The organism is Corallincola holothuriorum, assembly GCF_003336225.1.
GTDB classification, from domain to species: Bacteria; Pseudomonadota; Gammaproteobacteria; order Enterobacterales; family Neiellaceae; genus Corallincola; species Corallincola holothuriorum.
On record NZ_QPID01000009.1, the window covers coordinates 137565 to 163461 of the forward strand.

Here is a 25897-nt window from a genome sequence, read left to right on the forward strand (position 1 = left end):
TTGGCACTGTGTACTGAACTTAACATCGGCTTTGTGCCTTACTCTCCGTTGGGGCGGGGTTTTCTAACCGGAGCTATCAAGCAGCGGAGTGACTTGGCCGCGGGGGATTGGCGTTTGGCTAATCCCAGGTTTTCGGAGCAGAACTTCACATTGAACCTGCAGTTGGTGACGCAACTTGAATCATTAGCAGCGCAACACCATTGTACGAGCGCGCAACTGGCATTGGCGTGGCTATTGGCGCAGCACCCTCACATCGCCCCGATACCAGGAACGCGCAGTGTGGTGAGGCTGGAGCAGAATGCCACGGCTGAGAGCATTGTATTATCGCAGGCAGATCTCGACGCGATCAAAGGGATCCTGAATCGCTTTAATGTGCAAGGTACAAGGTATCCTGAGCAAGCCTCGGCACTGCTGTTTGGTGATACGCCAGCGCAGGCTGCAACGGCCTAACGGGCTGTCACCTAGGGCTTAGGCCTAGAGGGGAGTGACAAGATAGAAAGCGCGTGTGTTGGATACGTCTGCTTTCTATCTGCTTCTGGCAGTTAGTTCCTACTTTAGAATATTTTTGCTGATAGACAATTTAAAGATATTATAATCAGACAGTTACACCGGCTCGGGCCGGTAGTGAAAGCGCGATAGGTCTCTCTGTGGCATATGTCCGTGCCTGCTCGCGGATACGTCCTGTGGCAGGAAGGTGATAAGTTGACTAAATTCGACAAATTGGTGCTGTTTGGTTTTTTCCTGATCTCATTGTCGTTGTTGGGCTGGTCTGTCCTCATCCATGGTAACAGTGCGCAAGCAGTTGCAGCTTCCATCGGTATTTGGCTGCTGCTGACATTTTTTGTCATGACCCTGTTACACGGGGTCATCAGCGGAGTTCCACGAACCAAGGTCGCCATTCCCGCCCTGCCGACGACCGTGGTTATCTGTGTCTCTGGGGCGTTGTTCATCTATGCCGTGCTGTGACGATGTCAAGGTGGCTCGCTAATCTAACTTAGCATCGCTGTGGCGAGCGTTCTGAGTTAATATCACGAGCCTGCATTCTTGCTTTTTCGGACACACAGTCAATCGGTATGAGCCTGTTAGATCAACGCTATCGCCAGTTACGCGCCATCGATGCCAATGACTTCCACACCTGCTTTTACTGTGGTTGTATCGCGACTGAATTTGATTTTGCGCCGCCCAAAGCTCATTGGCAGTCGTTTCAATATCGGCAATTGTCAGCAGATAACCTGCAAGTCCCCTCGTGTATGGAGTGCATTAAGTTGCTCAAAGGCTGCACGATGGGATTGGTACAGCAGCGTCGTGAATTAGTGCATACCAAAATTGCCAGTAAATACAAAAAGGCGATCGGTGTGTTTTTACGCTGGAATGAAGATGAATTGGAGGAACTGGATTTCTCTCTGCATCACAGCATCGCTGCCGGATTAAAGCTGGGGGAAGAGTCTCATCGGCGCAGTAATTATGTCGGATTTGCCTATGAAATTGACGGTGCCAAAGCGACCGGCTTAGTGCCAACTGCCGCACCGATCAAGGTGTTTGGTGAGCAGTATGCCAGTGTTAAAGACGCACTGGTGGCGGTCAGTAAAAGCTACCGTATCAATCAGGCCAAACTGGTTGAAGGGATGGCAAAACATGACAATAACCTTGAAGCGGTCGTGATGGCGTGGCAGCAACAACAAGAACACGCCATGTTTCAGCGTGAACTCAGAAAACAGTGCGCCGCATTTGCCAAGCAGCATAAGCAATCTCATCGTTTCGTGGTCAATGAGATAGAGCGTTATCTGGATAAAGACGCTGAACTCTCGATCGCCGATGCGTTAGACAAACTGTATCAAGAGCGGGTACAGCACTATCAACCCTTGGTGAAGTGATTTACAGCGTTGATCCTAATCCAATGCTCCGCCCTTTAGACTTCTACAACCCAATATAACGCTTACCCACATAATCGCTTAGTTGAATGTATTTGCACACAATGCGGCCAAGCTTGAGCGTAAATATTTCTCAGATTACGAATGATCCTCAACTACGCTTTTATTTCACACGCCTATTTGATTAGGGAAAAGTAATCATGGAAAGAAACGATATTGCATCCGCTGCATTTATAGTGCTCTCAGGGGCTGCTGCGGCAATGGGACCAGCAGGGGTCCCGATGTTCTTGCTGGCAGCTTCTATCGGAACAGTGTTAAACCTTTATGGTGGAAAAGAGGAGGACCAGGGTCCACCTATTGAAGAGGTAATTGATAAAACCGTTAGTGAGCACTTCGTACTAAATAATGCGCGGATCGCTTGGTCAAAGATTAAACCTGCATACACCTACTATGAGAGTTACGTTAATCGAGCTGAAGGCGGGGAGGAGTTTTCGGCCCGAGATTTAGATACGCTGGCCAGCGCCATTAACGATGCGATTGGTCCAAGCTCGGGGCTGACCCAAGGTTTAGCAATGCTTTACGATGAGCGTAATCCCAATGACTTCGGTAATGTTGAGTACAATTTGCCTATTTATATGCTCGGCGCGAGTTTGCTAATCCAATATCGTTTATTGGATATCGCAGAGCAAAAATTTAATGGTGAAATCATCGTTTCGGCTCAGTGGCAGCAAGTCCGGGAACTGACTACTCAGTTTGTACAAAACGTCACCTCGATCCATCGTTATGTAAAGAGCTTTACCATTGAAAAGATCCTTTACGATGAATTAAATGCAGGTAAGTTAAAGCGTCAGTCACCCGAGTTGGCTGCGCGTAATGACGAATTACAAATGCATTATCTCGGCGGAGAGCGAAAACTTATTAAATACTTATATGATTTGCGGATGATTGAGCAGCGGTTACGGGAAACAGCTTAGTTACCGGGATCTGACAGTGATACTGTTTTAGCTGAGCATCTTGTTGACGATGCTCAGCTTATTCGTTGATGTTCTATTTGTTATAGAGCACCCATTTAGAAAATCGCTTGATAGAGCAGACCTGCACTGACAGCCATGCCTAATACGACCACCAGAAAGGCTATAATCATTTGATTCTTAAACAGTGATTTTAGCAATACTACTTCAGTTAAGCTTGCTCCGGCACTGCCAATAATAAGCGCCATAACTGCCCCAAGCCCCATGCCCTTTGCAGCAAGTGCTGCGCTTAAAGGGATCACGGCTTCAGCCCGAACATAGAGTGGAATACCAATCACCGCGGCAACTGGAATAGCAAAAGGGTTACTGTCACTGGCGACGCTAGCAATGAGTTCTGCAGGCATAAAACCATAGATCGCTGAGCCAATCGCAATACCTCCCATCAGGTAGGGCAGGACTTTTTTAAAGTCGCTCCAGGTCGAACGCCAAATAGTTAGCCACTTACTTTCCGACTTCGCTTTTCCGCAGCATGCTTTAGATGTCTTAGGGGTGTCATACGCTTCTGGTTTGACATATTTTTCAAATCCCAACTGCTCTAACGCTACGCCAGCGATGATAGAAACAGCCATCGCAATGATGAAGTAGAAAAGGGCCACTTTGACCCCAAAGGTCACGGCGAATAAGCCAATGATGATTGGATTGAGTAGAGGGCTGGCAAATAGAAAGACCATCATGGTGCCAAATCCTGCTTTGGCCCTGAGTAGCCCTTTCAGAAAAGGGATGGTGGAGCAGGAGCAAAACGGCGTGATGGCTCCAAGAAATCCTGCAATTAAGAAACCTTTGCCATTGCGGCTGCTGAGAATGCTTTGGATCCGTTGTGGTGGGATCACGGTCTGTAAAGCGCCGACAGCATAGCTGATGACTAGGAACAGTAAGGTCAGTTCCAGACTAAGGAACAGAAACATGTTGAGCGTATCCATCAACATGGTTTGGTCTATTGAAAAGTTTAGCATCGGGTATGCATCTCAATCTATATTTCTAGAATAATGGAAATATAATTATATCAACATGGTCAGGTCAAGATATTTCTAGTAATATCGAAATAAGATATGGCGAAGTATGCCAATTACGCTTGTGAATAGTGCCACAATGACCGCTGTATTTGAGGAGATCCTGATGACCATAGAACAAGTCGCTAAGGCGCTAAAAGAGCTCGGGCATCCAACACGTCTTGCTATTTATAAAGGAGTGGTTAGAGCGGGTGAACAGGGAGTTGCTGTTGGTGTATTGCAGGAGGCGTTAGGGGTACCGGGGTCCACTTTGTCCCACCATATCTCTAGTTTGGGCTCTGCAGGGCTTATTTTTCAGCGTCGAGAAGGGCGAACCTTGTACTGTGTTGCGGAATATCAACAATTGCAGTCGGTCATCGATTTCTTACAAGATGAGTGCTGTATCGGTGAGTATGAGCAATCTAAATAGCGTGCGGTGTGGGCGCTTGTTTAGCGTACGGTTAACGCCCATACGCTCTTTCGAGGCTGATGCTCGGCTCTGAGCCAGATAATAACCTCAAAAAAATCTGTGAGTTAGTGCGCTTATCCCAGTGATTTATTGGTTTACCTAACTACCAAACAACTATACTCAGTGCTGAATTATCTGCTGCGTTTTGGGTGGCTCAAAGTCCCCAAGGGTGGTGTTTGAAACTAGCATCCTATATGCGGAGGTTGGTTGATTGGAGAGGGCATGCGGATCAGCATAAAGGCGACCCATTTTGTCGTGGTTTGTCTCGGTTACATACTACTGGCTAACTTGGGCTCGTACTTTGCTATACCACCCAGCCCCGCCAGTGCAATATGGCCTGCAGCAGGTTTTGCTCTGGCCACTGTTCTGCTATTCGGCCGGATTGCTTGGCCTGCTATTTGGCTGGGTTCCTTCTACGTTACTCAGCAGATTAATTGGGGTGCGCTCAGTTGGGGGAGTTTCCTTCTCCCCGCTACTATGTCGCTGGGGGCGACCTTACACGCAGCTGTTGGTGCTGCGCTGGTTCGCCGTTTTGTTGGTTTTCCAGATCCCTTGCTTAAGCAAAGCAAAATCATTCTGTTTACCCTGTTAGTTGGGCCGGTAAGTACCCTTATATCGTCGCTGATCGGCGCGACCGCTTTGACTGGGTTTGATGTGATCCCCGCTGAAGCGTGGCGCAGCAGCTGGTTGACCTGGTACACCGGTGATTGTATCGGTGCTTTGCTATTTGCGCCGTTCACCTTGCTGGTTTTGGGTGGCGAGAAAGTCTTTGGTCGTCACCGGCGGCTCTTGGTGGTGTTACCGACACTGATTACCTTCTTGTTGGTGACCTGGAGTTTTAATCTGAGCCGGCAAGCCCACCAAGAAAAGCTGACTTTGGAACGTGAAGCTGCTTTTCAGCAGTTACATGCTGAAGTGGTAAAAATGTTGGAAATAAGTGCCGAGCCTTTGTTGTCTCTCACTGCCTTTTTTCAATTTTCAGAAAAAGTTCGTCGAGAAGAGTTTGTTCATTTTGTTACCGTGATCCGTCGCAACTTACCGGCAATAAAGGCGATATCCTGGGTGCCTAGAGTCACTCATGCTCAGCGTCAGGCGTATGAATCGCAGGCGATCCAGGCGGGTTTTAAGGATTATCAGTTTACCCAGCTTAATGATAACGGTGTGATGGTGCGTCGACAGCCGGCTGATGTTTACTACCCGATATTTTATAACGAGCCATATATTGGCAACGAAAAGGCATTGGGTTTGGATCTGCTGTTTCACCCGCTGACGAGGGGGGTGGTGAGTCGAACTATCCAGCAATCTGAACTTAGCATTACACCGCCAATTCAGCTGGTGCAAGAGACAGGTACAAGTTATGGCTTCTTATTACTTTATCCTGTGTGGCTGCATGGTGAGGAGCAGGGCGAGTTTGCAGATGGCTTGGTTGAAGCGGTCTTTCGTGCCAACGATCTGTTTGCTGACTTAACTGTGCAGGCCGAACAGCTCGGCTATGTTTTCAACGTCGATGACATTACTGATGGGGAACAAAGAGCGCCGTTGGTGGCGAGGGCTGGAGTTGATGAACTGCCCATTTTTCAACAAGTGATACCTATCCATAATCGGCAGTGGCAGTTAAGTTATTTTCCTAGAACGTCTGCTGTTACTGCAAAAGATGATTGGTTCAGCTGGTCCACTCTGGTTTTGGGGATGCTGTTTACAGGCTTATTGCAGCTATTCGCATTTGTGATGACGGGAACCAACGCAGTGATCAGCAAAACCGTGGTGGAGCGTACCGAGCAGATGCGCATGGCGAAGGAGGAGGCTGAGCGGGCAAATGCCGCCAAATCACAGTTCCTTGCCAACATGAGTCATGAGATCCGCACGCCGATGAATGCCATTATCGGTTTAACTGAGCTGTTGCTCAGCGATAAGCTGTCATCGAACCAACGCAAGCGTTTAGGTCAGGTTAAAGTTTCTGCCGATACCTTACTTCAGTTGCTAAATGAGTTGTTGGATATGGAGAAGATACTCTCTGAGCAGCTAGAAATAGAGCAGGTATCCTTTTCATTAGATGATGTGATGCTCAAAGTCGATGCGCTGTTTAGTAGTGCAGCGCAACAGAAAGGCATTCAGTTTTCGATCGAGATTGACGATGTGCCAGCGAATTTGGTGGGAGATCCATTAAGACTGGCGCAGGTGTTGTTTAACCTGGTTTCCAACGCCTTGAAATTTACTGAACAGGGAGAGATCAAGTTACAGGTGAGCGGCCGAGCGTTAGCCGATGAACGTTGGCAGCTGACGTTTGCTGTGACGGATACAGGCATTGGCATTGCTGACGAGGCGATAGCAAATTTGTTTCAGCCCTTTACGCAGGCTGATGCGTCTATGGCAAGATTGTACGGTGGCAGTGGCTTGGGGTTGAGTATAAGCCAGCGCTTGGTGAACCTGATGGGGGGAGCGATAGAGATCGATTCCCAGCAGGGTAAAGGCAGCTGTTTTCGATTCAGCCTAGCGTTGCTGGCAGCAGACGATCAAGCGAATGATGCTGCCGGGGTGACACCTGCCAGCGTTGATCTGTCAGTACTCGCCGATAAAGATGTTTTGATTGTCGATGATAATGGTGTCAATCGAGAGATCCTGGAGTCGCAACTACAGGCGCAACAGGTGCGGGTGTATCAGGCTGAGGATGGGCCTGCCGCATTGGCTGCACTCCATCAACAACGCTTCGACGCCGTATTGTTAGATATTCAGATGCCAGGTATGGATGGTTATGAAGTGTGCCGACAGATCCGATTGAACCCGAGATTGACAGAGCTACCTGTGATTGCTGTGAGTGCTAATGTCATGAAGGCCCATCGGGAGCAGGCCTATCAACAGGGCTTTAATGACTATATTACTAAGCCGATTGAAGGCGACCGTTTGTACCCAACATTGGCCTACTGGTTAGAAGGTGAGCCCAGCGACAAAATTCATCTGGCTGAAACATTGGTAGAGCCAGAGCGGGAAGAGTCGTCGCCGATCGACCTCGCTGCAGGGCAAGCTATGGCAGCTCTTGATGCTGAAGCAGGAAGCGTGCGCGCCGGAAATGAAGCGCTGTACCAACGTTTGCTAGCGATGTTCGTTGATGACTTCTGTGACTTCTCGGTGCAACTACAGCAGCAGTATCGCGTTCAGAACAGAGAAGAGATGATCAATCTTTTGCATCGTTTGAAAGGGGTGAGTGGCAATCTGTGTGTGGAGGAAGTCGCAGCGCTCAGTGCGGCATTTGAGCAGCGTTATTTAGATGACGGCGAACTGGATGACGATGAGGTGCAACGCTTGTGTAACGCTTTACAGCGTGCATTTGCTGCGGTTGAGGAGTACCTGCTTACGGTTAAACAGGAGGAGGTTGTCGATACTTCGGTTCAACCCCTGGAGACACTGCTTTCCGAGCTGCGCCAATCATTACAGCAATCGGAATATATTGATGAAGATATGTTGCAGCAGGTGTCATTAGCATTGGCCGCTAATAATATTGATGGCAGTGCACTATTGACCGCCATTACGCACATGGATGAAACGTTGGCGTTGCAGCTACTGGATGAAATAGTAGCTGCAACGTAACGAGATAATTTTTTCGGACGATCGGTCTCAGTGTCTTACTGGCTCTGTGGCTGTTTGTCTCAAGCCTAATTGTTCTAACAGCTGTTTAGTACTCGCTTTAATCAGTGGGTTTTGCTGCAGTGCCGCGCCAGCCAACTGAAATCGCCCGGTCAACGCTTCAACCTCGTGAGCTTCAAGATCCCAAGTCCGCAACCAGCCTGACTTCACTATGCTTCCCGGTTGCCATTGTCCGCTGTTGTCTGACTCGACTTCCCCTACTAACAAATAATGGTGAAGTGATGGGTCGTCCATCTGCTGTTGCAGCATGGCATCATTAATGTCGGTTAGTTCAAAGATGGTCCAATGCTTGAGTCGCGCGACATATTTATGGTCTAGTTCCATGGCTATTCTCCTGCGGTTAGCTGTTGCCAGGTTGATGAACTGCCAACGTGAATCGCTATTTGAAAATGCATGTGCTGTCTAACAGCATAGTTAAATATAGGGCAGTCATTGATTGACAGCCCGCGAGCGTCGAACTTCGCTGCCTCTTGGCGGTCAAAATGGCTCGAATTAGTTGTTATATCAAAAGCCCTGTTGTTTGAGCTTGCTATGCTTTTAAATCAGTCTTCTTTCTCTTTTTGATCACTATGGAGTGATGCATGACCGTATCTTCTTTGGCCCAAGCGGGCATCTTAGCCGCCGTTCCTGCAGCTGGCTGTTATCTGACTTTTTCTCTACGGAGTACGGAGACGCTTTGCACGGATCTACAAGCGCTGGCGGCGTCAGCCGATGGCGAAGCTTGTGTGGTGGGTATAGGTTTGGCTACGCTGAATGCGCTGAACGTCACGGTTGATGGCATGAAAGAGGTGGCTGCGTTGACGGGGGTTGGAGTCTCCTCTCCTGCGACACCTGCCGCCTTGTGGTGCTGGTTGCGTGGTGACGAACGTGGCGAGCTGTTGCACCGCGCCCGTGAGATCGAAACGATGCTTGCCGGTAGCTTTGAGTTGCAGCAAAAAATCGACGGCTTTAAACATAAAGAGGGGCGGGACCTGACCGGCTACGAAGATGGCACAGAGAACCCTGAGGGAGAGGCTGCTGTGGCTGCAACTTTACTGGCCAGTGAGCAACCTGGACTGGCGGGCAGTAGTTTCGTGACTGCACAATTGTGGCGGCATAACTGGCGTGAATTTGATCAGATGACGCAGGGGGCTAAAGATGATTGTATTGGCCGTCGGCAGAGCGATAACGTTGAGTTTTCTGAGGCGCCCCCTTCGGCACATGTGAAGCGCACCGCGCAGGAAAGCTTCACCCCGGAAGCCTTTATGTCCCGTCGCTCAATGCCATGGTCAGATCCCCATGGCAGTGGTTTGATGTTTGTCTGCTTTGCTAACAGCTTTTATCCCTTTGAAGCGCAAATGAAACGGATGCTGGGGTTGGAAGATGGCATTGTTGATGGATTGTTTAACTTTAGCCAACCTCAAGGCACCGCTTACTTCTGGTGTCCGCCAAAGTCGAATCAAGGTGGTCTCGATTTGACTGCGTTGGCTTTGTAATTCGTTCGCGGAACCAGCAATGCCTTTCTCCCGTTGCGCCTCAATTATTGGCGGCTTGCTTATTGCGCTGTTTGCAATCGTTGGCTGTGAGCCATCCTCTAAGTTCGAGTTGCCGCCAGATAAGTCATCGTTGGTCGGTGCATGGTTGCGTACCCAACCCGCAGGCGATGGTTACGAGGGGATTGTATTAGAAGCTGACGGTCGTGCATCCGTCCTCGGTATAGGCTCGGTGCAAGCGGCGCATTGGGATTGGGAGAATGGCTCTATATTGTTGGCTGTCTATGAAGACAATACGGCCGTTGAGTTGACCACAACGGTTAAGCGGATGATGGTGGTGGAGTTAGATCGTCACACCATGACGTTAGAAACCCAATCTGATTACTTTTCAGGTGTCTATTTGCGTCGCGATGATGCGGTTAGCCGTATTGTTGGGCGAGTGGTGTTGCCGGTGGCGCAGCTGGAGAACGATTCAACGCTAACGTTTACATTAGAAAGTGATGGTGCCGTGGGGGCTGAGTCCCATCGTTTGCTGTCGCATAAACTCCGCATTCATAGCAAACAAGCTGACGGCACTGTGCCGTTTTCGCTCTATTTTGTGAATGCGGATCTGCAGCAAGGGTATGACTACCAACTTGTGGTTGAGTTGGCAGACGCTGGCGGGCGACATCATCATCACGCCAAGCATTCTGCCGCGATCAATCGCAACGGCGATCCCGATCCAGAACTGTTGGTTAATTTGGTACCTGTTGAGGTGAAATCACAAGGATAACCGCGTTATTTGTCATGCTCAGCGTAGATGGCTTTGATCTCAGCGGCGAGGATTGTGACGGCTTCATCGAGTACCTCTTCTGACTGGGCGTAAGAGAGGCGAACACACTCCTGCTGATGGCGCCAGTCACTCTGCAAACCTGGAAAGAAATGTTGTCCTGCCACCACGACTAAGCGCTTCTCTTTGAGGCGCAGGTAAAGTGCTTGTGAACTGATGGGCAGATCTTTGAACCACAACCAGAGAAAGATAGCGCCTTCTGGTTTGTGGATCCGGAATCGTGGATCGTCAATCGCCTGTTTAAGCTTTGCCGCCAAATAACATGCTTTATCATGATAGTAGGGCTGTATTAACTCATTACTGACTTTCACTATCTCGCCACTGCTTACCATCGATTCGGCGATGACAGGACCGATATTGCCAGGCGCCAAACTCATTACGCCAGAAAGATTGGCTAATGTTTTGATGATGTTGGGAGCGGCGACTATGATACCGCAGCGCGCCCCAGGCAGTCCGAGTTTAGATAAGCTGAGACAGAGGATCACATTGTCATTAAAGGGCAGTTTAAGCTCTGAAAACACAATGTTGGGAAATGGCGCACCATAGGCGCAATCAAGTAGCAGGGGCGTGTTGGCAGCCTGACATCTACGATCCAGCTCTGAAAGTTCTGTTTCGGTTAGGACATTGCCTGATGGATTCGTTGGACATGATGTGACCACCAATCCGATATCTTCTGTAATATCTAGCTGTTCAAAATCGATCTGGTATTTGAATTCGCGGTTATCTAAAAGATTAATTTGCGGCTTAATGCTGGTGAAAATGTCATCTTTAACCCCGAGATCGCTGTAACCAATATATTCCGGTGACATAGGTAACAGGATCTTTTTCAGCGAGCCATCCTCACGCTGTCCAGCGAACAGGTTGGCCAGGGCAAAGAAAGCGCTCTGTGAACCGTTGGTCAGGGCAATATGCTGTGGCTGTATCTCGCTGTCGAACACACTAGAAAGTAACTCTGCCAGATGTTGGCGAAAGCTATCTTTACCGAGCGGCCCGGCATAATTACTTAGTCCTTCCAGCAGAGTTTGATCTTCGGCAGCCGCTTCGATTTGGCGTTGAAAAAGTGCCTTAACGGCGGGTATTTGTGCCGGATTACCACCACCTAGCATCAACATCTGGTCGTTTTGCACCCCTTGATTGAGGTCTTCCATTAACGATGAGATGGCAGAGGGCTGGCTAAATTTCTTTTCGAAGTGACTGGGCATGGCTGATCTGAGTAGTTAAAACTACAGCTTAGTGGTTATTGTTGGCTAAATCGATGATTAGTCCGACGTTTCGGTGGAGTGATAGCCATGGCTGTTCTAGTCTTTAATGCAGCAGTGAGAACAGATGATGTTACCAATGCCGCTCTTTTTCTGCCTTTTATGTGGCAGACCATTCGTCTGAGTTAGCTCGAGATTAAAGGAAGTATGTTATGCGAAATGTGTTTTTTGCTCTGATGTCCCGCATGCAAAACATCCAACGCTGGAGTAAATCGAATCCTACCCGCTCTGAAAATGTTGCTGAACACAGTTTACAGGTTGCGATGTTTGCGCATTGCCTAGGAGTGATCCGCAATACAGTTTACACAGACCGCCCTCAGGTAAATGAAGACAAATTAGCGACCCTGGCCTTGTTTCACGATGGCCCGGAAGTGTTGACCGAAGATGTGAATAGCCTGATTAAGTACAGTGATAACAGAATGCTAAATCTATGCCGCGAAATGGAACATATCGCTTGCGACATGATGGTAAACACGGTGCCGGAGGAGATGGCTGATATCTATCGACCGCTAATTCAACAGCATGAGCAGGGCAGTGAAGAGGGGCTATTTGTTAAGGCGGCCGATATTTTGTCTGCTTATGCTAAGGCATTGTCAGAATTACGGGCAAACAATACTGAATTCAAAGGAACGAAAGAGAAGCTCGATAAGGTGTTGGCTGACTATTGTGAACGTCTGCCGGAGGTTGGCTACTTTATGGAGAAATTTATGCCTTCTTTTATGCTGACTATTGATGATTTAGTGGATGCGGCGTTTATGCCCAGTGATGGAGAGCAGAAAGCGTTGCATCGACGCCGAGTTATTTAACTTCACTTTGTAACCTGAATAGCGACCACTTTGGTGCTGGCGCACAATGGTGGTGCGGCACTGCTGTTTTGTAGCAGTATGTGCCACAGGATAAAAAAACCGCCATTAAGGCGGTTTCTATCCTGAGGTGGTACTCAGTGATCTACTCAGAAACACTGATGACCGAGTTATCTCCACCCATGGGGCTAGGACGATAACTTTCAGCTTCCCAATCGTTATCAAATACTTCCGTACCGTCTTCTTTAACCAAGCAGAAGCGGTATTCATAGTCTGCTTTTTCATCTGTTGGCAGATTGACGGTTGCCTTGAAATGACCTGCTTTCAAGCCTTTCATCGGTTCGCGCTGCCAACCGTTGTGTTCACAAAGTAAGTAAACATCTTTGGCGTCTTGAGCGGCCTCTTTGCTTACTTCAAAGGTTACCTTTACTACAGGCTTTGATTTTAGGAACTGCTTCTTAACGGACATAGTGATGCCCCTCCATTTAGCTAACTTAGGATCCATTTCTCGGCAAAATGACTTAGCAACAGTGTAAGTACAAATATTGAATTTTTCATTACACCGGTCAAATTCCCATCATTTTAGTGTAATTATTCATCATTCGTGCCAAAACTCAAATCGGAACAGTGACAAAAGCTTGCTGTAATAACATGCGCGTAAAGGTTTTCTTCAAATAGAACCCTTTCGGTTGAGCCTGGATCGGTTTGCCCTGATCATCAAAAGCTTTGGTGGTCACTGAACCGTCAGCGGCTTTTGGTCTGAGCTGCAAATATTCTCCATGGCGTGCACTGATTGAATGTCCAAGCGCGATCAGCTCCATTAATTCTTCCCAGTCCGCTTGCAGCAAGGCTTCCTGTTGTTCTGTGGGTTGCCACAATAGTGGCGTGCCGATGCGGCGTTCATGTAACGGCTGTTGTCGTTCAGCTTCAACTGGCACCCAAAGCACGTGAGCTAGCTTTTTATAGACGAGTGATTGTCGCCAGCACACACCGCTTTGTCCTAATCTCGGCGCGACACAGATATAGGTGGTTTCCAGCGGCTCACCTAAGTGACTCACTGGCAGGGTCTTTAATTCGACTCCGAGCTTGGTGAAGTCAGGTTCCGGCCTGGAGCCTGCGTCGGCGCCTAAAGCGTACTCAATTAGTTGCCCGACCCAGCCCTTTTCTCTGGTCAGGTTTTTCGGCATTTGGATGCTGTAGTGCTCCGCGAGCTCTGCCAAGGAAAGCCCAGCGATGGCTTCGGCGCGAGCAATTAATATATCAAGGGATGTTGGCGCGGATGGACGAGGTTGCACTGTGGATACTCACGTTAAAAGTGAAGCAGTAGGGTAGCATAAAACTATGGCTGTTTCTTCACCAGCGGTTATGTTTGAACTGGCAAGTATCTTTTTAACTGGCTGATTTTGTGTTGTTTTATTAGTGTTTGTTATGGCTTTCACTGCGAGTTATAAAGACTATTCACTTAGTTTAGGTAAGTTGCTCACATGATTATCCACAGTAATTCTGGATAACTCGAGATTAACGCCATATCTCAACGATATACTTGCGCAACATTTGCTGTTGCGCAGCAAACTCTGGTTCTTGGTTCACTATCTAACCAGATGGCTTGTGGATAAACCAACTGTGGTTGATTTTTGTTCTGATCTTTTTGTGGGCAACTTTTCGATCTGATTCGATCACCTCGAAACGATCTTTGATCGTCAAAAAAGATCATTCAACTGCTTTTTTGTTTCTGATATTAAAGGAAAAAATATACTTTCCAGTTTGTGGTTTGAGTTTTGTTGCCTGTCGTTTAATTTCATCAGATATTTTTATCCACAGGATAGAACACAGTTTTACTCACAGAAATTGTGTATTAGTTCTCATCGCATTCGTTGCTTCTGTGAACAACTTTCCTTTTGCCTTGATTTTATCCACTGAGACTCAGGTCTTATTGCAGAAATGGATGATTGCCGCCACCCACTGATTGTGGAACAATCGAAACATGTAAGTTTTTTAGCTGGATACAGCGAATTGTGATCGATTCAGAAGGCTACCGCGCGAATGTCGGTATCGTCATCTGTAACCGATTGGGTCAAGTGTTTTGGGCGCGTCGCTTTGGACAACACTCCTGGCAGTTTCCTCAAGGTGGTATAAACGAAGGGGAAACCGCTGAACAGGCGATGTTTCGAGAACTCTACGAAGAAGTAGGGTTAAAGCCGCAAGACGTTAAGATTATTGCGACAACCAAAAACTGGTTGCGTTACAAACTACCCAAGCGGTTAATCAGGCGAGATTCATCTCCAATGTGTATTGGCCAGAAGCAACGCTGGTTTTTACTTCGACTGGAATCTAAAGAGGATGCCGTTAACCTCAAGGCAAGCCATCACCCCGAATTTGATGGTTGGCGTTGGGTGAGTTTTTGGTATCCGGTTCGACAGGTCGTCTCTTTTAAGCGGGAAGTGTATCGCCGCGCAATGAAAGAGTTCGCCATTGCTGCTCAGCCGCCTTCGCATAAGCGGCGGCCACGTAGACGGAATAGATAGAGGAGCGTTTTTGCTATGGAGATGTTGACCACGCTGCGAAGAATTGTTCAGCAGGTTAATCAAACCTCCGATCTTGAGCATGCGCTAGACCTGTTGGCGGCTGAAACCAAAGCCGCCATGTCGGTTGATTGTTGTTCTGTCTACTTAGCGGATTATGAGCAGCAACAATTTCTCTTGATGGCCACCGATGGACTTGAACAGGCTGCGGTTGGTCAAGTCACTATCGGATTCTCTGAAGGCTTAGTTGGGTTAGTCGGACAGCGAGAAGAGCCGATTAACGTGGCAAATGCGCAACAACACCCTCGCTTTAAATTCTTCCCGGAAGCAAAAGAAGATACGCTCTGTGCATTCCTCGGTACACCGATTATTCATCACCGCAAAGTGTTGGGTGTCTTGGTGGTACAGCATGCAGATGCCCGCCAGTTCAGTGCTAACGAAGAGTCATTTCTTGTTACCCTAGCGGCGCAGTTGGCGACGGTTATTGCCCATGCAGAAGCGCGTGGGGTGCTTGAACGGGCGAGTGGACGTCAGCGGCGTTGGGTGAAAACCCTTAAAGGGGTACCCGGCTCGCCTGGTGTGGTTATTGGCCGTGCGTTTGTTGCTGAGCCAAGCTATCGCTTGGAATCTGTACCCATTGTTCAAGCAGAAGATAAAGACGCTGAACTCAAACGCTTTATACATGCGTTGGCATCCACTCGGCAGGAGTTGCGGGTGCTGGCCAATCGTATGACCGAACTGGTGAGTCCTGAAGTCGCTGCCATCTTCGAGATGTACCAGCAGATGCTGCAAGATGCCTCAATTGCCGATGCTGTCGAAGCGGAGATCGAGCAAGGGCTGGCTGCGCAATCGGCTGTGAAGAAGGTGCTGCTAGGTTTCGTGGATCAGTTTGAAGCGATGACAGATCCTTATATTCGTGAGCGTGCCAGTGATGTTAGAGATCTGGGACAGCGGCTGCTGGCGCAGCTTAACCCGAATAAACGCGATCAACGGCAACTTGAAGATGAAGTGATCCTGGTGGCAGAAGAGGTCACTGCGTCGATGTTAGCCGAGATCCCAAGGCGTAAGCTTGCCGGTTTACTGTCGATGCGTGGTTCGAATAACTCCCACGCAGCTATCTTGGCGCGAGCGATGGGGGTACCGGCGCTGCTGGGTATTGAAGAAGTCCCCGTTGCGCAATTGGATGGTTTAGAGCTTATTATTGATGGCTATAGCGGCGAACTTTATGTCTCGCCGAATGAAGCTGTTCTGAGTGAATATCGCCGGCTGATTGGCGAAGAAGATGAACTGCGCAGCGTCTATACCAAGCAAGCCGATCTGAGCGCCACCACCCCTGATGGTTTTGAAGTCCGTATTCATCTGAATGCGGGTTTAAGTGCTGATACCGATATTGCACACAGTTCTGGCGCCGATGGTGTTGGCCTCTATCGTACCGAGATCCCATTTATGATGGAGGATCGTTTTCCATCGGAAGAGGCGCAGTTCAATATCTACCGTAAAGTGCTGCAAAGTTACTGTGGCCGCCCTGTCACCATGCGCACCTTAGATGTGGGGGGGGATAAATCGTTACCTTATTTCCCTATCAATGAGGATAACCCTTTCTTGGGGTGGCGTGGGATCCGAATGACGCTGGATCATCCGGAGATCTTTCTGGTGCAGATCCGCGCCATGCTGCGGGCTAACTTGGGTATGGATAGCCTGAATATCATGTTCCCCATGATCACCAGTATCAGTGAAGTCGATGAAGCATTGCGCTTAACTCGGCAAGCTTACCGTGAGGTGAGCGAAGAGATCGCTGCGCAGGGTAACGATCAACTGTTAGCTCGGCCTAAAATCGGTGTGATGATCGAAGTGCCTGGGATTATTTATCAACTGCCAGCGTTGGCGTCTCGCGTAGATTTCATTTCTGTTGGATCTAACGATTTGACCCAATATCTGTTGGCGGTCGATCGGAATAACTCCCGTGTAGCCGAGCTTTATGATTCCTACCACCCAGCGGTATTGCTGGCACTGAAGCATATTTTTGATCAAGCGCATAAGTGCGGAATTCCAGTGAGCTTGTGTGGTGAATTGGCTGGTGAGCCTGCCGGCGCATTGCTTTTGATGGCAATGGGCTATCGCCAACTGAGTATGAACATTCACAACATTCCTAAAATTAAGTGGGTGATCCGTAAAGCGCGCCTTGACCAGTCGAAACAAGTTTTAGATCAAGTGCTGGCATTAGAGTCTCCCAATGATGTGAGGCGTGTCATGTCACAACATCTTGAGACATTAGGGCTGGGTGGTTTGGTTCGCGCGGGTAAATAGTCCCAGTGTCTTCTGCATTATTTATTTTGCTCTGCTCGCTACCTGTGGGCGTTTTAGTGGGCGCTATCTCAGGCCTGCTGGGTATTGGTGGTGGGCTGGTATTAGTGCCGGTTTTTTATCTGCTTCTACCACTTGCGGGCGTGCAGCCTGACTACCTGATGACAATGTCATTGGCCAGTTCACTCGCAGCGGTCATTATCACCTCACTCTCTTCCTGCCTGGCCCATGCTCGATTGGGTAACGTGCCGTGGCAAAATATTCCGCTGCTGTTGTCTGGTTTAGCCAGCGGTGCCTTAATGGCTGGCTATTTGGCTGCACTTATCCCTGCTTGGTTTTTGGAGCTCGCGTTTGCCCTGTTTGCGGGCGCTATGAGTATTCGCATGTGGCTGGATCAACGCCAAGCTAAGAGTGAACAGAGTAAGCCCTATCGGAAGTTCCATGTGCTTGTTGCAACAACGATCATTGGTGGTGTTTCGGCACTGTTGGGGATCGCTGGTGGTACGCTATTGGTTCCCTACTTGAGCAGTCACGGTATGATCATGAAACGCGCAATAGGCGCTTCGGCATGCTGTGGTATTATCGTCGCCGCTGCGGGTACGCTGGGTTACATAAGTAGTGGATTGCAGGTGAGCCACTTGCCTGAATTCAGTATTGGCTATGTATATCTGCCCGCAGTGTTAGGTATTGCTATCACTGCGTTGTTTAGTGCTCCGTTAGGTGCCAAGTTGGCGAGTCGTTGGCCAACACGTAGGTTAAAAAAGATCGTCGCAATCATGTTGCTCTTGGTTGCTGTTAAATTACTCCTGTTTTAGAGATTGGATCGTTACATGGCCGATGAGTTTATGGTGTTAGCTAAGATTGACCCAGTGATTTTTTCTATTGGGCCACTGTCTATACGTTGGTATGGGATGATGTACCTGCTGGGATTTGCTGCCGCCATGCTATTGGCCAATTATCGTGCGCAAAAGCCTGGTTCCGTGTGGACGAAAGAGCAGGTTGGTGACTTACTCTTTTATGGCTTTCTCGGGGTGATCCTTGGTGGGCGGATTGGCTATGTGTTGTTTTATCATTTCGATCTGTTTTTGGATAACCCGCTCTATTTGTTCCGTATCTGGGAAGGCGGTATGTCTTTCCATGGTGGCTTATTAGGGGTTATAGCCGCGATGTTTTGGCGTGCCCGAAAAGAGCAGAAAACCTTTTGGCAGGTGGCTGACTTTGTCGCACCATTGATCCCTATCGGTTTAGGGTTGGGGCGCCTGGGTAACTTTATTAACAGCGAACTATGGGGGCGTCAGAGTGACGTGGCATGGGCGATTATCTTTCCTGATCCTGCGTCTGGCGGGGTACCGCGCCATCCTTCGCAGCTGTATCAATTCGCCCTGGAAGGTGTGGTGCTATTTACGCTGCTTTGGTGGTTTTCATCGAAAACTCGGAAGCCTGGCGCTGTCGCAGGTTTATTTCTGCTGGGCTACGGCAGCTTCCGCTTCCTGGTTGAATATGTGCGTGAGCCGGATGCACACTTGGGAGTGTTGATGAATATGATCACGATGGGACAATTGCTCTCGCTTCCCATGATAATATATGGCGCATACCTGATGTTACGTGCTGCTCCTGCAGCCGCTAAGTCATAGACGTAGGATTTATGAAACAGTATTTAGATTTGATGCAGACTCTGCTGGCGCAGGGAACTCGTAAAGATGACCGCACTGGTACCGGTACGTTCTCTATCTTTGGCCACCAGATGCGTTTTAATTTGGCTGATGGTTTTCCTTTGGTTACAACCAAAAAACTGCACCTTCGCTCAATTATTCATGAGTTGCTTTGGTTCTTACAAGGCGACACGAATACCGCTTATTTAAAAGAAAACGGTGTTTCTATTTGGGATGAGTGGGCTGATGATGAGGGTAACCTTGGGCCTGTTTACGGTGCGCAATGGCGCAGTTGGCCAACACCTGATGGTGGCCATGTTGATCAGATCAGTCGAGTGATTGAGCAGATAAAGCAAGATCCTGATTCTCGCCGTATCATCGTGTCGGCGTGGAATGTCGGAGAGTTGGATAAGATGGCTTTGGCACCATGCCATGCGCTGTTTCAGTTTTACGTGGCAGACGGCAAACTCTCCTGTCAGCTTTACCAACGTAGTTGTGATGTCTTCCTCGGCCTACCGTTTAATATTGCCAGTTATGCTTTGCTGACCCATATGGTGGCGCAACAGTGCGACTTAGAGGTGGGCGATTTTGTTTGGACTGGAGGGGATACGCACCTCTATTCTAATCATATCGAACAGACGAAGCTGCAGTTGACACGGCAGCCGTTAGCGTTGCCTAAGTTGAATATTAAACGCCGTCCAGCGTCGATATTTGACTATAAGTTTGACGATTTTGAGATTGTTGGTTACGAATCCCATCCCCATATTAAAGCCCCCGTCGCTATTTAAAGCGCCGGCGTAGGAGTTGTCATGAGCTTAAACAAGACGTTAAGTGAACTGAGAGTATTAGCGGTTGATGATCAACCGATTATTCTTCACATGATGGCTGGGGTGTTAAATCAGCTGGGGCTGCACCATGTTGAAACTGCGCAAAGTGCAGAGATAGCGCTGGCGATGCTGGAAGCGGGCAATATCGATCTGGTATTGGTTGATATTGAGATGGACGGTATGAATGGCCTTGAGTTGGTCAAACGTATCCGTTGTAACCAGACCGGCTTGTCCAGTGCAACACCGGTGTTAGTGGTGACCAGCCATACCGAGGCGAGTGTATTGGGCACGGCTATCGCGCTGGATGTGAATGGCATAGTTGCTAAACCGGCAAAACCTGAGCAGCTGGTTCACAAGATCTCAGAAGCGATTAATGCCGAATTTAAGGCTCGCCCAAGGATAGGTTACGAGGTGATCCGTACCGATGTGGTTGAGCCGCTAGAGGCCGATGAGCTACCTGTTGGGCAGCCACAAAAGGTTACTCTGGAGCACCTCGAAGAGGGCATGGTATTGGCTGCGCCTGTGACAACCAAAGAAGGGAAGATCATGCTTAATCAAGGCATTCGTCTGAACAGCAATACGATCCAGCGTATCGCAGAGGTTGTTGCCTTACTGGATGACCAACCTATGTTTGAGGTGATCGCCGATTAGTTTGTTGCACAAGCCGCTTGCTAAAAGGCTCCATGGTTGGAGCCTTTTTTAATGCGCTATTGCATCGGTAATGCCGTTTTGGGTGAGTTAGGCGTTGCTGGCTCGGCCAACGCTGCATCTGGCATATAGCGTTGACGCCGCTTCTCTTTCAATAGATGGGTATCTACCAACACCAGGCCATCAATGCAGGCGGCGAACTCAGGATCGATACCAAAGTCTAGGAACCGCACGCCACCCGGCTCGCATACTTCGCTGTACTGTTTATAGAGGGTCGGTACGCTGCACCCCATGTTCGCTAGCATGTTTTTGAGTAGAGCAAACTCTTCGATGTAGTTTTCACCGGAAAATGTCACTCCTAGCTGACTATTTTCGGCAACGCGATAGGGATGGTGGGATCTTGCTATTTGCGATGCTGAGCCGAAGTATTGCAGGTAAAACTGGATCATCAGATCCCGTGCTGCGGTTGGCATCTCTTTGCTGATAGAGACAGGGCCAAACAGATAACGGCATTCGGGATAGCGGCTGATATATGCGCCAATGCCGTGCCATAGATAGTCCAAAGAACGTCTGCCCCAGTAGCGAGGCTGGACAAAGCTACGGCCTAACTCCAACCCTTTGGCGAGATAGGGGCTCATCTCTTTGTCAAAGCTGAACAGCGAACTGGTATACAACCCCTTGATACCTTGTTCAGCAACGATTTTTGCCGTCGGTGCAAGGCGGTAGGCACCGGCGATCTCTAGATCATTAGGATCCCAAAGTAATAGGTGCTCATAGTAGTTGTCATATTTATCCAGATCCCGCTTGCGACCTGTTCCTTCACCGACAGCGCGAAAGGCGATTTCTCTTAACCGTCCTAGCTCCCGCATGATGGTCGAATTAACCCCAGCCTTGTAAAGTAAGATCTGCTTGCCGTCAGGTGTGGCTCCCAAGAGTTCACAGGCTTTTAAGGCTTGCTGCAGGTAGCTCCTATTCTCAGGGTGACCAATGGCTGTTTCAGTGCGAAATAGCGGGCTTTGGTTCTTACCGATGCGGTAAAGATGACGTTTAAACAGTTTTACCTTCGCCCGGCGAGCAAGTTGATCACCCTTGTACGCATCGAAAGGGATAGGATCTCCGATAACTAATGACAAAGAGCCACTGGATTGGCGAAACATCTCTTTTGCTAACAATAGGGTCGAAAGCGGCTTGTATAGCATTGAGGTGCCATAAAATAGCGCGGAGTTTCTGCCTTTGATAAACACAGGAACGACGGGTGACTGAGTTTGGCTGGCGATCCGCAAGAAACCGCCTTGCCAACGTGTGTCTCTGACCCCTTGTGGCCTAAGCCGCGATACTTCCCCCGCCGGGAAGATAATTATGGCGCCCTCGTTGTCGAGGTATTCACTGATTGAACGCAGTTGGGCTTGTTTACTGCCCCCACCCATAGCGTTAACAGGTAATAGCAGATCCCTAAGCGGCTCTAGACTATAAAGTAGTTCGTTAGCGACCGCTTTTACGTCCTGACGTATGGTGCTCACTAAGTGGAGCAATGCCAAACCATCAAGAGAGCCAATGGGATGGTTAGCAATGATAACGACTCGGCCGGAAGAGGGGATACGGATCCGCTCATTCTCTTTGACCGTGTAAGTGAAGTTAAAGTGTTCAAATATCTGCTCAATTAGCGCCAATCCTCGCAGATGCGGATAGTCATCGGAGAAACGGATGAACTCTTGTTCGTTGAGTAGAGTGCGCAGCATCGCCTTGACCGGTTTATGCAGCCAGGGTTTATCTTGCAGTTTCGGGTAGTGTTCATTGATCAGCTTTTCGACTGACAACATAGCGTTATTTCCGTTGGTATCTCCTGCTCACAAGTTAATTGCTGTTGATGACGGAAATGATGCGTTTTTCTTGCAGTAATATGTCAGTGTTGGCGACTCATGGCGACAGACTAAGCTGCTTGATGATTTATGGGTAGTTCAGCCAATTGCTGTGTCTGGTCACTCCAATGTAATAGCTCAAGATCGCCATTGCGCTGCTCCACTAAAGCTGTGCAGCTTTCAACCCAGTCACCATCATTCATATAGATGATGCCATCTTCATGGCGCAAACGGGGCACATGGATGTGACCGCAGACAATGCCATCATAGCCGCGGCGCTTAGCTTCGTGGATAGCTGCTTGCTCAAATCGCGCAATGGCTTGTGCAGCTTTACGACTTTTCTGTTTTAGATAACTGGCGAGGGAAAAGTAGCTAAAGCCAAAATTCCGGCGCTGTTGATTAGTTTTACGATTTAGCCATAACAAAAAGTCATAGGCCCGATCACCAAACCAAGTGGTTAAAGGGCCACATTTCACCGCTGCGTCAAATTGGTCACCATGTACCAGTAACAATTTTTTGCCCTGATGAGTCGTGTAGTCATATTGCAGGTGTAGCTCTAAACCTAGTAAGGGAAGCTGAGTGAAGGCTCTTAGGTCTTCATCATGATTCCCGGGTATGTAGATCACTCGGGTACCATTTTTTGCTAGCTTGGCGAGTTCATGGAGTACTGCTTGGTGAGACTCCGGCCAGTAGCTCCTTTTTTTAAGTGCCCACAAATCAATGACATCACCGACTAAAAATAGTGTGTCAGTTTTCATGCTACGAAGAAAAGAGAGCAGGTAACTGGCCTGGCAATCTCGACTACCCAGATGAATATCTGATAACCAAATCGCCCTGTAGTGATGGAGCACCGTTCGTGTTGTCATGTCACTTTTCCTCTCTTTCGGAAGCTGATCGAAAGATAGAAAGTGGATGTGAAAAAGTAGTGACATTGAGGTGACGGTTAAATGACTAGACGCTGATATTTTGATTTACTTGATGCTAACGTGACCGATGCGACAAAAAAATGACGCTTTTTCCTGTTTTTTTGACGATTCCTTGATAGAATAGTGTCACTTTTTCGGCAAATAAGGTACTGGGAAGGGAGATGAACCTGGATCAAATAAGAACCAATTCGGCACCCGCGGTGAAGCTGCTGAAGGCAATGGCAAATGAACGGCGCCTCTACATACTGTGTCATCTACATGATGGTGAATTATCAGTTGGAGAGCTCGCAAGATTAGTAGACTTGAGTCAGTCTGCGTTATCGCAGCACTTGGCATGGCTTCGCCGGGATGGTTTGGTGAAGACGCGCAAAGAAGCACAGACAGTCTATTATTCTCTGGCAAGTATAGAAGTTGGCCAGATGATTTCACTGTTGCATAGCATGTACTGTGAACAGCCTGTAGAGGCTGCTGCAGCCTAAATAAGCTGCTTAGTGTGCCAGCAGGAGAGCATACGCATCCTGTTAAAAAAAATCGGCTAAGGCCGATTTTTTAATGCCTGAATTTTGTGATCAGCTCATCGAGACACCAATTTGCCAGATCTGGCCACGGCGGTTTGAGGTGGCAAGTTGAGTTAAGTGGTAATGTACAAGGTAGGGATCTGCAGATATAAAAAAACCGGCCGAGGCCGGTTTTTTTAATGACGAATTCTTTTCGCTTACAGCGCTTGGATTTTAGAATTCAGGCGAGCCTTGTGACGGGCTGCTTTATTCTTATGTACCAGGCCTTTAGCTGCTGCACGGTCCAGAATAGGTTGTGCGCTTACGAATGCTGTTTGAGCAGCTGCTTTGTCACCAGCTTCAATTGCAACAATTACCTTCTTCAGGTAAGTACGAAGCATTGAACGACGGCTAGCATTGTGCTTACGGTTCTTCTCCGACTGCACTGCGCGCTTTTTAGCTGACTTGATGTTAGCCAAAGTTGACTCCTAAAACTTGTTCAGAGGGTTTATCAAAAGGCCGAGGAGGGTATTCCTTTTTCGACCAAAAGTCAATCAACACTTTTTGCTGAGGAAATCAGTATTGGTTTCCTTTGCAAAGCAGCGCTAAGATGGCGCGGAATTCTATCAGCAATCTTTGCCGCTGGGTAGCTGAAGTTCTAGTTTCGTTCAGGGAGTGTTCGTGGGTAAGAGTTTGCTGCGTTCTGGCGCCATCGTTAGTGCAATGACATTAGTCAGCCGTGTGCTTGGCTTGGTACGTGATGTTGTGATTGCAAATCTGCTGGGGGCAAAGGCTGAGGCGGATGTATTTTTCTTTGCCAATAAGATCCCCAATTTTCTTCGCCGTCTATTTGCTGAAGGCGCGTTTGCTCAAGCTTTTGTGCCTGTATTCACTGAGACCAAAGAGAAGGGGGAGCTCAGTGATGTGCAAGCCTTGGTTGCTAAAGTGTCTGGTACGCTCGGTGTATTGGTAACCATAGTAACCTTGTGCGGTGTGATTGGTGCGCCAGTGGTGACCGCGATCTTTGGTACCGGCTGGTTTCTCGACTGGGTAAATGATGGCCCCAACGCGGGGAAGTTTGAGCGAGCTTCGCTGCTGCTGCAGATCACTTTTCCCTATCTCTGGTTTATTACCTTTACTGCGTTGTCGGGCGCGGTGCTCAATAGTTTGGGTAAGTTTGCCGTGGCGGCATTTACGCCAGTGTTTCTTAACGTCGTTATTATCAGTTTTGCACTTTGGGTGTCTCCTTCGTTAGAGCAACCCGAAATGGGATTGGCTTGGGGTGTATTTTTCGGCGGTATGGTGCAGTTTGCTTTTCAGATCCCGTTTCTGATTAGAGCCAAAATGTTGGTTCGGCCTTCATGGGGATGGAATACGCCTGGGGTGGTAAAGATCCGAACTCTGATGATCCCGGCGCTGTTCGGTGTTTCTGTCAGCCAAATTAATCTGCTATTTGATACCTTGATCGCGTCATTTCTGATGACCGGCTCGATCAGTTGGCTCTACTACTCGGACCGTTTGCTTGAGTTCCCATTGGGTTTATTTGGTATTGCTATCGCCACGGTTATCTTGCCGCACCTCTCTTCGCGCCATGTCTCTGCCGGCAAAGAGGCATTTGCGGCAACCGTTGATTGGGGCGTGCGGACGGTGTGCTGCCTCGGCTTTCCTGCCGCTTTTGGTTTAATCGTGCTGGCACAACCGATGCTTATGGTGCTGTTTATGCACGGGGCTTTTGATGTCAATGACAGCCGTATGGCCAGTTACAGCTTAATCGCCTATGGCAGCGGTTTAGTCAGCTTTATGCTCGTGAAAGTGTTGGCTCCGGGTTACTACGCCCGCCAGGATACTAAAACTCCGGTACGTTACGGCATCATCGCTATGGCTAGCAACATGCTCTTTAATCTGATTTTTGCCATCCCATTTGGTTATGTTGGTCTGGCTATCGCCACCAGTCTTTCGGCAACGTTGAATGCCGGGTTACTCTATCGCGGCCTGAAACAGCTGGATGTTTTTCAATTACAACCAGCAACACTAATCATTCTTAGCAAAATGATTCTCTCCGCGGTGTTGATGGCAGTACTGATTAACTGGATGAAACCGGTTGAAGCGGAATGGATAGCGATGGATTTTGGGGCTCGAGTGATGACTCTAGCGGGTCTTATCGTTGGCGGTGGTGTGGTTTATCTCTTGGCTTTACTGTTGCTTGGTATACGTCCTCGGCACTTGGCTGCCCATGGAAGCTGATCCTATGGGAAGAGTGGTATATAATCCCGCGGTTTGGGTCGTTAGAAGGTTAG

At 48.6% G+C, this 25897-nt stretch carries 25 protein-coding genes; 17 read left to right on the forward strand and 8 right to left on the reverse strand.

Going from position 1 to position 25897, the window contains the following annotated elements:
• The 4 genes from DU002_RS14780 to DU002_RS14795 all read left to right on the forward strand — a co-directional run bounded on the left by DU002_RS14780 (window position 1) and on the right by DU002_RS14795 (window position 2845).
• Window positions 1–450 carry an aldo/keto reductase gene (locus DU002_RS14780; RefSeq protein ID WP_199405255.1) on the forward strand — a complete coding sequence of 150 codons (450 nt, stop codon included), beginning with the start codon at window positions 1–3 and terminating at the stop codon, window positions 448–450.
• A 252-nt stretch (window positions 451–702) separates the two neighbouring features.
• Window positions 703–966, forward strand: coding sequence for a hypothetical protein (locus tag DU002_RS14785; protein ID WP_147271876.1), 264 nt, complete (start codon window positions 703–705; stop codon window positions 964–966).
• A gap of 107 nt (window positions 967–1073) precedes the next feature.
• A complete protein-coding gene (locus DU002_RS14790) occupies window positions 1074–1874 on the forward strand; it encodes a hypothetical protein (protein ID WP_114339174.1) in 801 nt (266 codons plus the stop codon).
• 197 nt (window positions 1875–2071) lie between these two features.
• Window positions 2072–2845, forward strand: coding sequence for a hypothetical protein (locus DU002_RS14795; RefSeq protein ID WP_114339175.1), 774 nt, complete (start codon window positions 2072–2074; stop codon window positions 2843–2845).
• A 95-nt stretch (window positions 2846–2940) separates the two neighbouring features.
• Here DU002_RS14795 and DU002_RS14800 read toward each other — a convergent pair whose 3' ends face one another.
• Window positions 2941–3855: a permease gene (locus DU002_RS14800; RefSeq protein WP_114339176.1), complete on the reverse strand. Its 915-nt coding sequence runs from the start codon at window positions 3853–3855 to the stop codon at window positions 2941–2943.
• 163 nt (window positions 3856–4018) lie between these two features.
• Between DU002_RS14800 and DU002_RS14805 the strand changes: the two genes are divergently transcribed.
• Together DU002_RS14805 and DU002_RS14810 are read left to right on the forward strand one after the other, a co-directional pair.
• On the forward strand, window positions 4019–4321 hold the full coding sequence (locus DU002_RS14805) for an ArsR/SmtB family transcription factor (RefSeq protein ID WP_114339223.1): 303 nt from the start codon (window positions 4019–4021) through the stop codon (window positions 4319–4321).
• A gap of 261 nt (window positions 4322–4582) precedes the next feature.
• Window positions 4583–7945 (forward strand): CHASE domain-containing protein, encoded by a 3363-nt coding sequence (locus tag DU002_RS14810; RefSeq protein WP_114339177.1) that lies wholly within the window; start codon window positions 4583–4585, stop codon window positions 7943–7945.
• A gap of 27 nt (window positions 7946–7972) precedes the next feature.
• On the opposite strand, the gene DU002_RS14815 is transcribed toward DU002_RS14810, so the two are convergent.
• The gene (locus tag DU002_RS14815) at window positions 7973–8326 is read right to left on the reverse strand and encodes a hypothetical protein (RefSeq protein WP_114339178.1); all 354 of its coding nucleotides are present in this window, start codon (window positions 8324–8326) and stop codon (window positions 7973–7975) included.
• Window positions 8327–8583: 257 nt separating this feature from the next.
• Here DU002_RS14815 and DU002_RS14820 point away from each other — a divergent pair, with 257 nt between their 5' ends.
• Entirely contained in the window at window positions 8584–9477 is an 894-nt protein-coding gene (locus DU002_RS14820; RefSeq protein WP_114339179.1) for a Dyp-type peroxidase, read from the forward strand.
• A 19-nt stretch (window positions 9478–9496) separates the two neighbouring features.
• Window positions 9497–10246: a lipocalin family protein gene (locus tag DU002_RS14825; RefSeq protein WP_114339180.1), complete on the forward strand. Its 750-nt coding sequence runs from the start codon at window positions 9497–9499 to the stop codon at window positions 10244–10246.
• Between the two features lie 5 nt (window positions 10247–10251).
• Here the strand turns inward: DU002_RS14825 and DU002_RS14830 are convergent, their stop codons facing one another.
• Window positions 10252–11505 (reverse strand): valine--pyruvate transaminase, encoded by a 1254-nt coding sequence (locus DU002_RS14830; protein ID WP_114339181.1) that lies wholly within the window; start codon window positions 11503–11505, stop codon window positions 10252–10254.
• A 209-nt stretch (window positions 11506–11714) separates the two neighbouring features.
• On the opposite strand from DU002_RS14830, the gene yfbR reads away from it, so the two are divergent.
• Complete coding sequence (gene yfbR, locus DU002_RS14835) at window positions 11715–12368, forward strand: 5'-deoxynucleotidase (protein ID WP_114339182.1); 654 nt, start codon at window positions 11715–11717, stop codon at window positions 12366–12368.
• A gap of 142 nt (window positions 12369–12510) precedes the next feature.
• On the opposite strand, the gene DU002_RS14840 is transcribed toward yfbR, so the two are convergent.
• Together DU002_RS14840 and mutH are read right to left on the reverse strand one after the other, a co-directional pair.
• Window positions 12511–12834: an isoamylase early set domain-containing protein gene (locus DU002_RS14840; RefSeq protein ID WP_114339183.1), complete on the reverse strand. Its 324-nt coding sequence runs from the start codon at window positions 12832–12834 to the stop codon at window positions 12511–12513.
• A 145-nt stretch (window positions 12835–12979) separates the two neighbouring features.
• Window positions 12980–13660: a DNA mismatch repair endonuclease MutH gene (gene mutH / locus DU002_RS14845; RefSeq protein WP_114339184.1), complete on the reverse strand. Its 681-nt coding sequence runs from the start codon at window positions 13658–13660 to the stop codon at window positions 12980–12982.
• Between the two features lie 720 nt (window positions 13661–14380).
• Here mutH and rppH point away from each other — a divergent pair.
• Genes rppH through DU002_RS14880 form a run of 6 tightly spaced genes read left to right on the forward strand, consistent with a single transcriptional unit; the run spans window position 14381 to window position 20321 of the window.
• Complete coding sequence (rppH, locus tag DU002_RS14855) at window positions 14381–14890, forward strand: RNA pyrophosphohydrolase (RefSeq protein ID WP_114339186.1); 510 nt, start codon at window positions 14381–14383, stop codon at window positions 14888–14890.
• A gap of 21 nt (window positions 14891–14911) precedes the next feature.
• Window positions 14912–17194: a phosphoenolpyruvate--protein phosphotransferase gene (ptsP, locus tag DU002_RS14860; RefSeq protein WP_114339224.1), complete on the forward strand. Its 2283-nt coding sequence runs from the start codon at window positions 14912–14914 to the stop codon at window positions 17192–17194.
• A gap of 5 nt (window positions 17195–17199) precedes the next feature.
• Window positions 17200–18006: a sulfite exporter TauE/SafE family protein gene (locus tag DU002_RS14865; protein ID WP_158538075.1), complete on the forward strand. Its 807-nt coding sequence runs from the start codon at window positions 17200–17202 to the stop codon at window positions 18004–18006.
• Between the two features lie 15 nt (window positions 18007–18021).
• Entirely contained in the window at window positions 18022–18825 is an 804-nt protein-coding gene (gene lgt, locus DU002_RS14870; RefSeq protein ID WP_114339188.1) for a prolipoprotein diacylglyceryl transferase, read from the forward strand.
• Between the two features lie 11 nt (window positions 18826–18836).
• The gene (gene thyA / locus DU002_RS14875; protein WP_114339189.1) at window positions 18837–19631 is read left to right on the forward strand and encodes a thymidylate synthase; all 795 of its coding nucleotides are present in this window, start codon (window positions 18837–18839) and stop codon (window positions 19629–19631) included.
• 21 nt (window positions 19632–19652) lie between these two features.
• On the forward strand, window positions 19653–20321 hold the full coding sequence (locus DU002_RS14880) for a response regulator (protein ID WP_114339190.1): 669 nt from the start codon (window positions 19653–19655) through the stop codon (window positions 20319–20321).
• Window positions 20322–20377: 56 nt separating this feature from the next.
• On the opposite strand, the gene DU002_RS14885 is transcribed toward DU002_RS14880, so the two are convergent.
• The gene (locus DU002_RS14885; protein WP_114339191.1) at window positions 20378–22138 is read right to left on the reverse strand and encodes a lysophospholipid acyltransferase family protein; all 1761 of its coding nucleotides are present in this window, start codon (window positions 22136–22138) and stop codon (window positions 20378–20380) included.
• Window positions 22139–22248: 110 nt separating this feature from the next.
• On the reverse strand, window positions 22249–23043 hold the full coding sequence (locus DU002_RS14890) for a UDP-2,3-diacylglucosamine diphosphatase (protein ID WP_114339192.1): 795 nt from the start codon (window positions 23041–23043) through the stop codon (window positions 22249–22251).
• Window positions 23044–23264: 221 nt separating this feature from the next.
• Between DU002_RS14890 and DU002_RS14895 the strand changes: the two genes are divergently transcribed.
• On the forward strand, window positions 23265–23582 hold the full coding sequence (locus tag DU002_RS14895; protein ID WP_114339193.1) for an ArsR/SmtB family transcription factor: 318 nt from the start codon (window positions 23265–23267) through the stop codon (window positions 23580–23582).
• Between the two features lie 236 nt (window positions 23583–23818).
• On the opposite strand, the gene rpsT is transcribed toward DU002_RS14895, so the two are convergent.
• Window positions 23819–24079, reverse strand: a complete 261-nt coding sequence (rpsT, locus tag DU002_RS14900) for a 30S ribosomal protein S20 (protein WP_114339194.1) — start codon at window positions 24077–24079, stop codon at window positions 23819–23821.
• 202 nt (window positions 24080–24281) lie between these two features.
• Between rpsT and murJ the strand changes: the two genes are divergently transcribed.
• A complete protein-coding gene (murJ, locus tag DU002_RS14905; protein ID WP_114339195.1) occupies window positions 24282–25844 on the forward strand; it encodes a murein biosynthesis integral membrane protein MurJ in 1563 nt (520 codons plus the stop codon).
• Window positions 25845–25897: the final 53 nt, after the last annotated feature.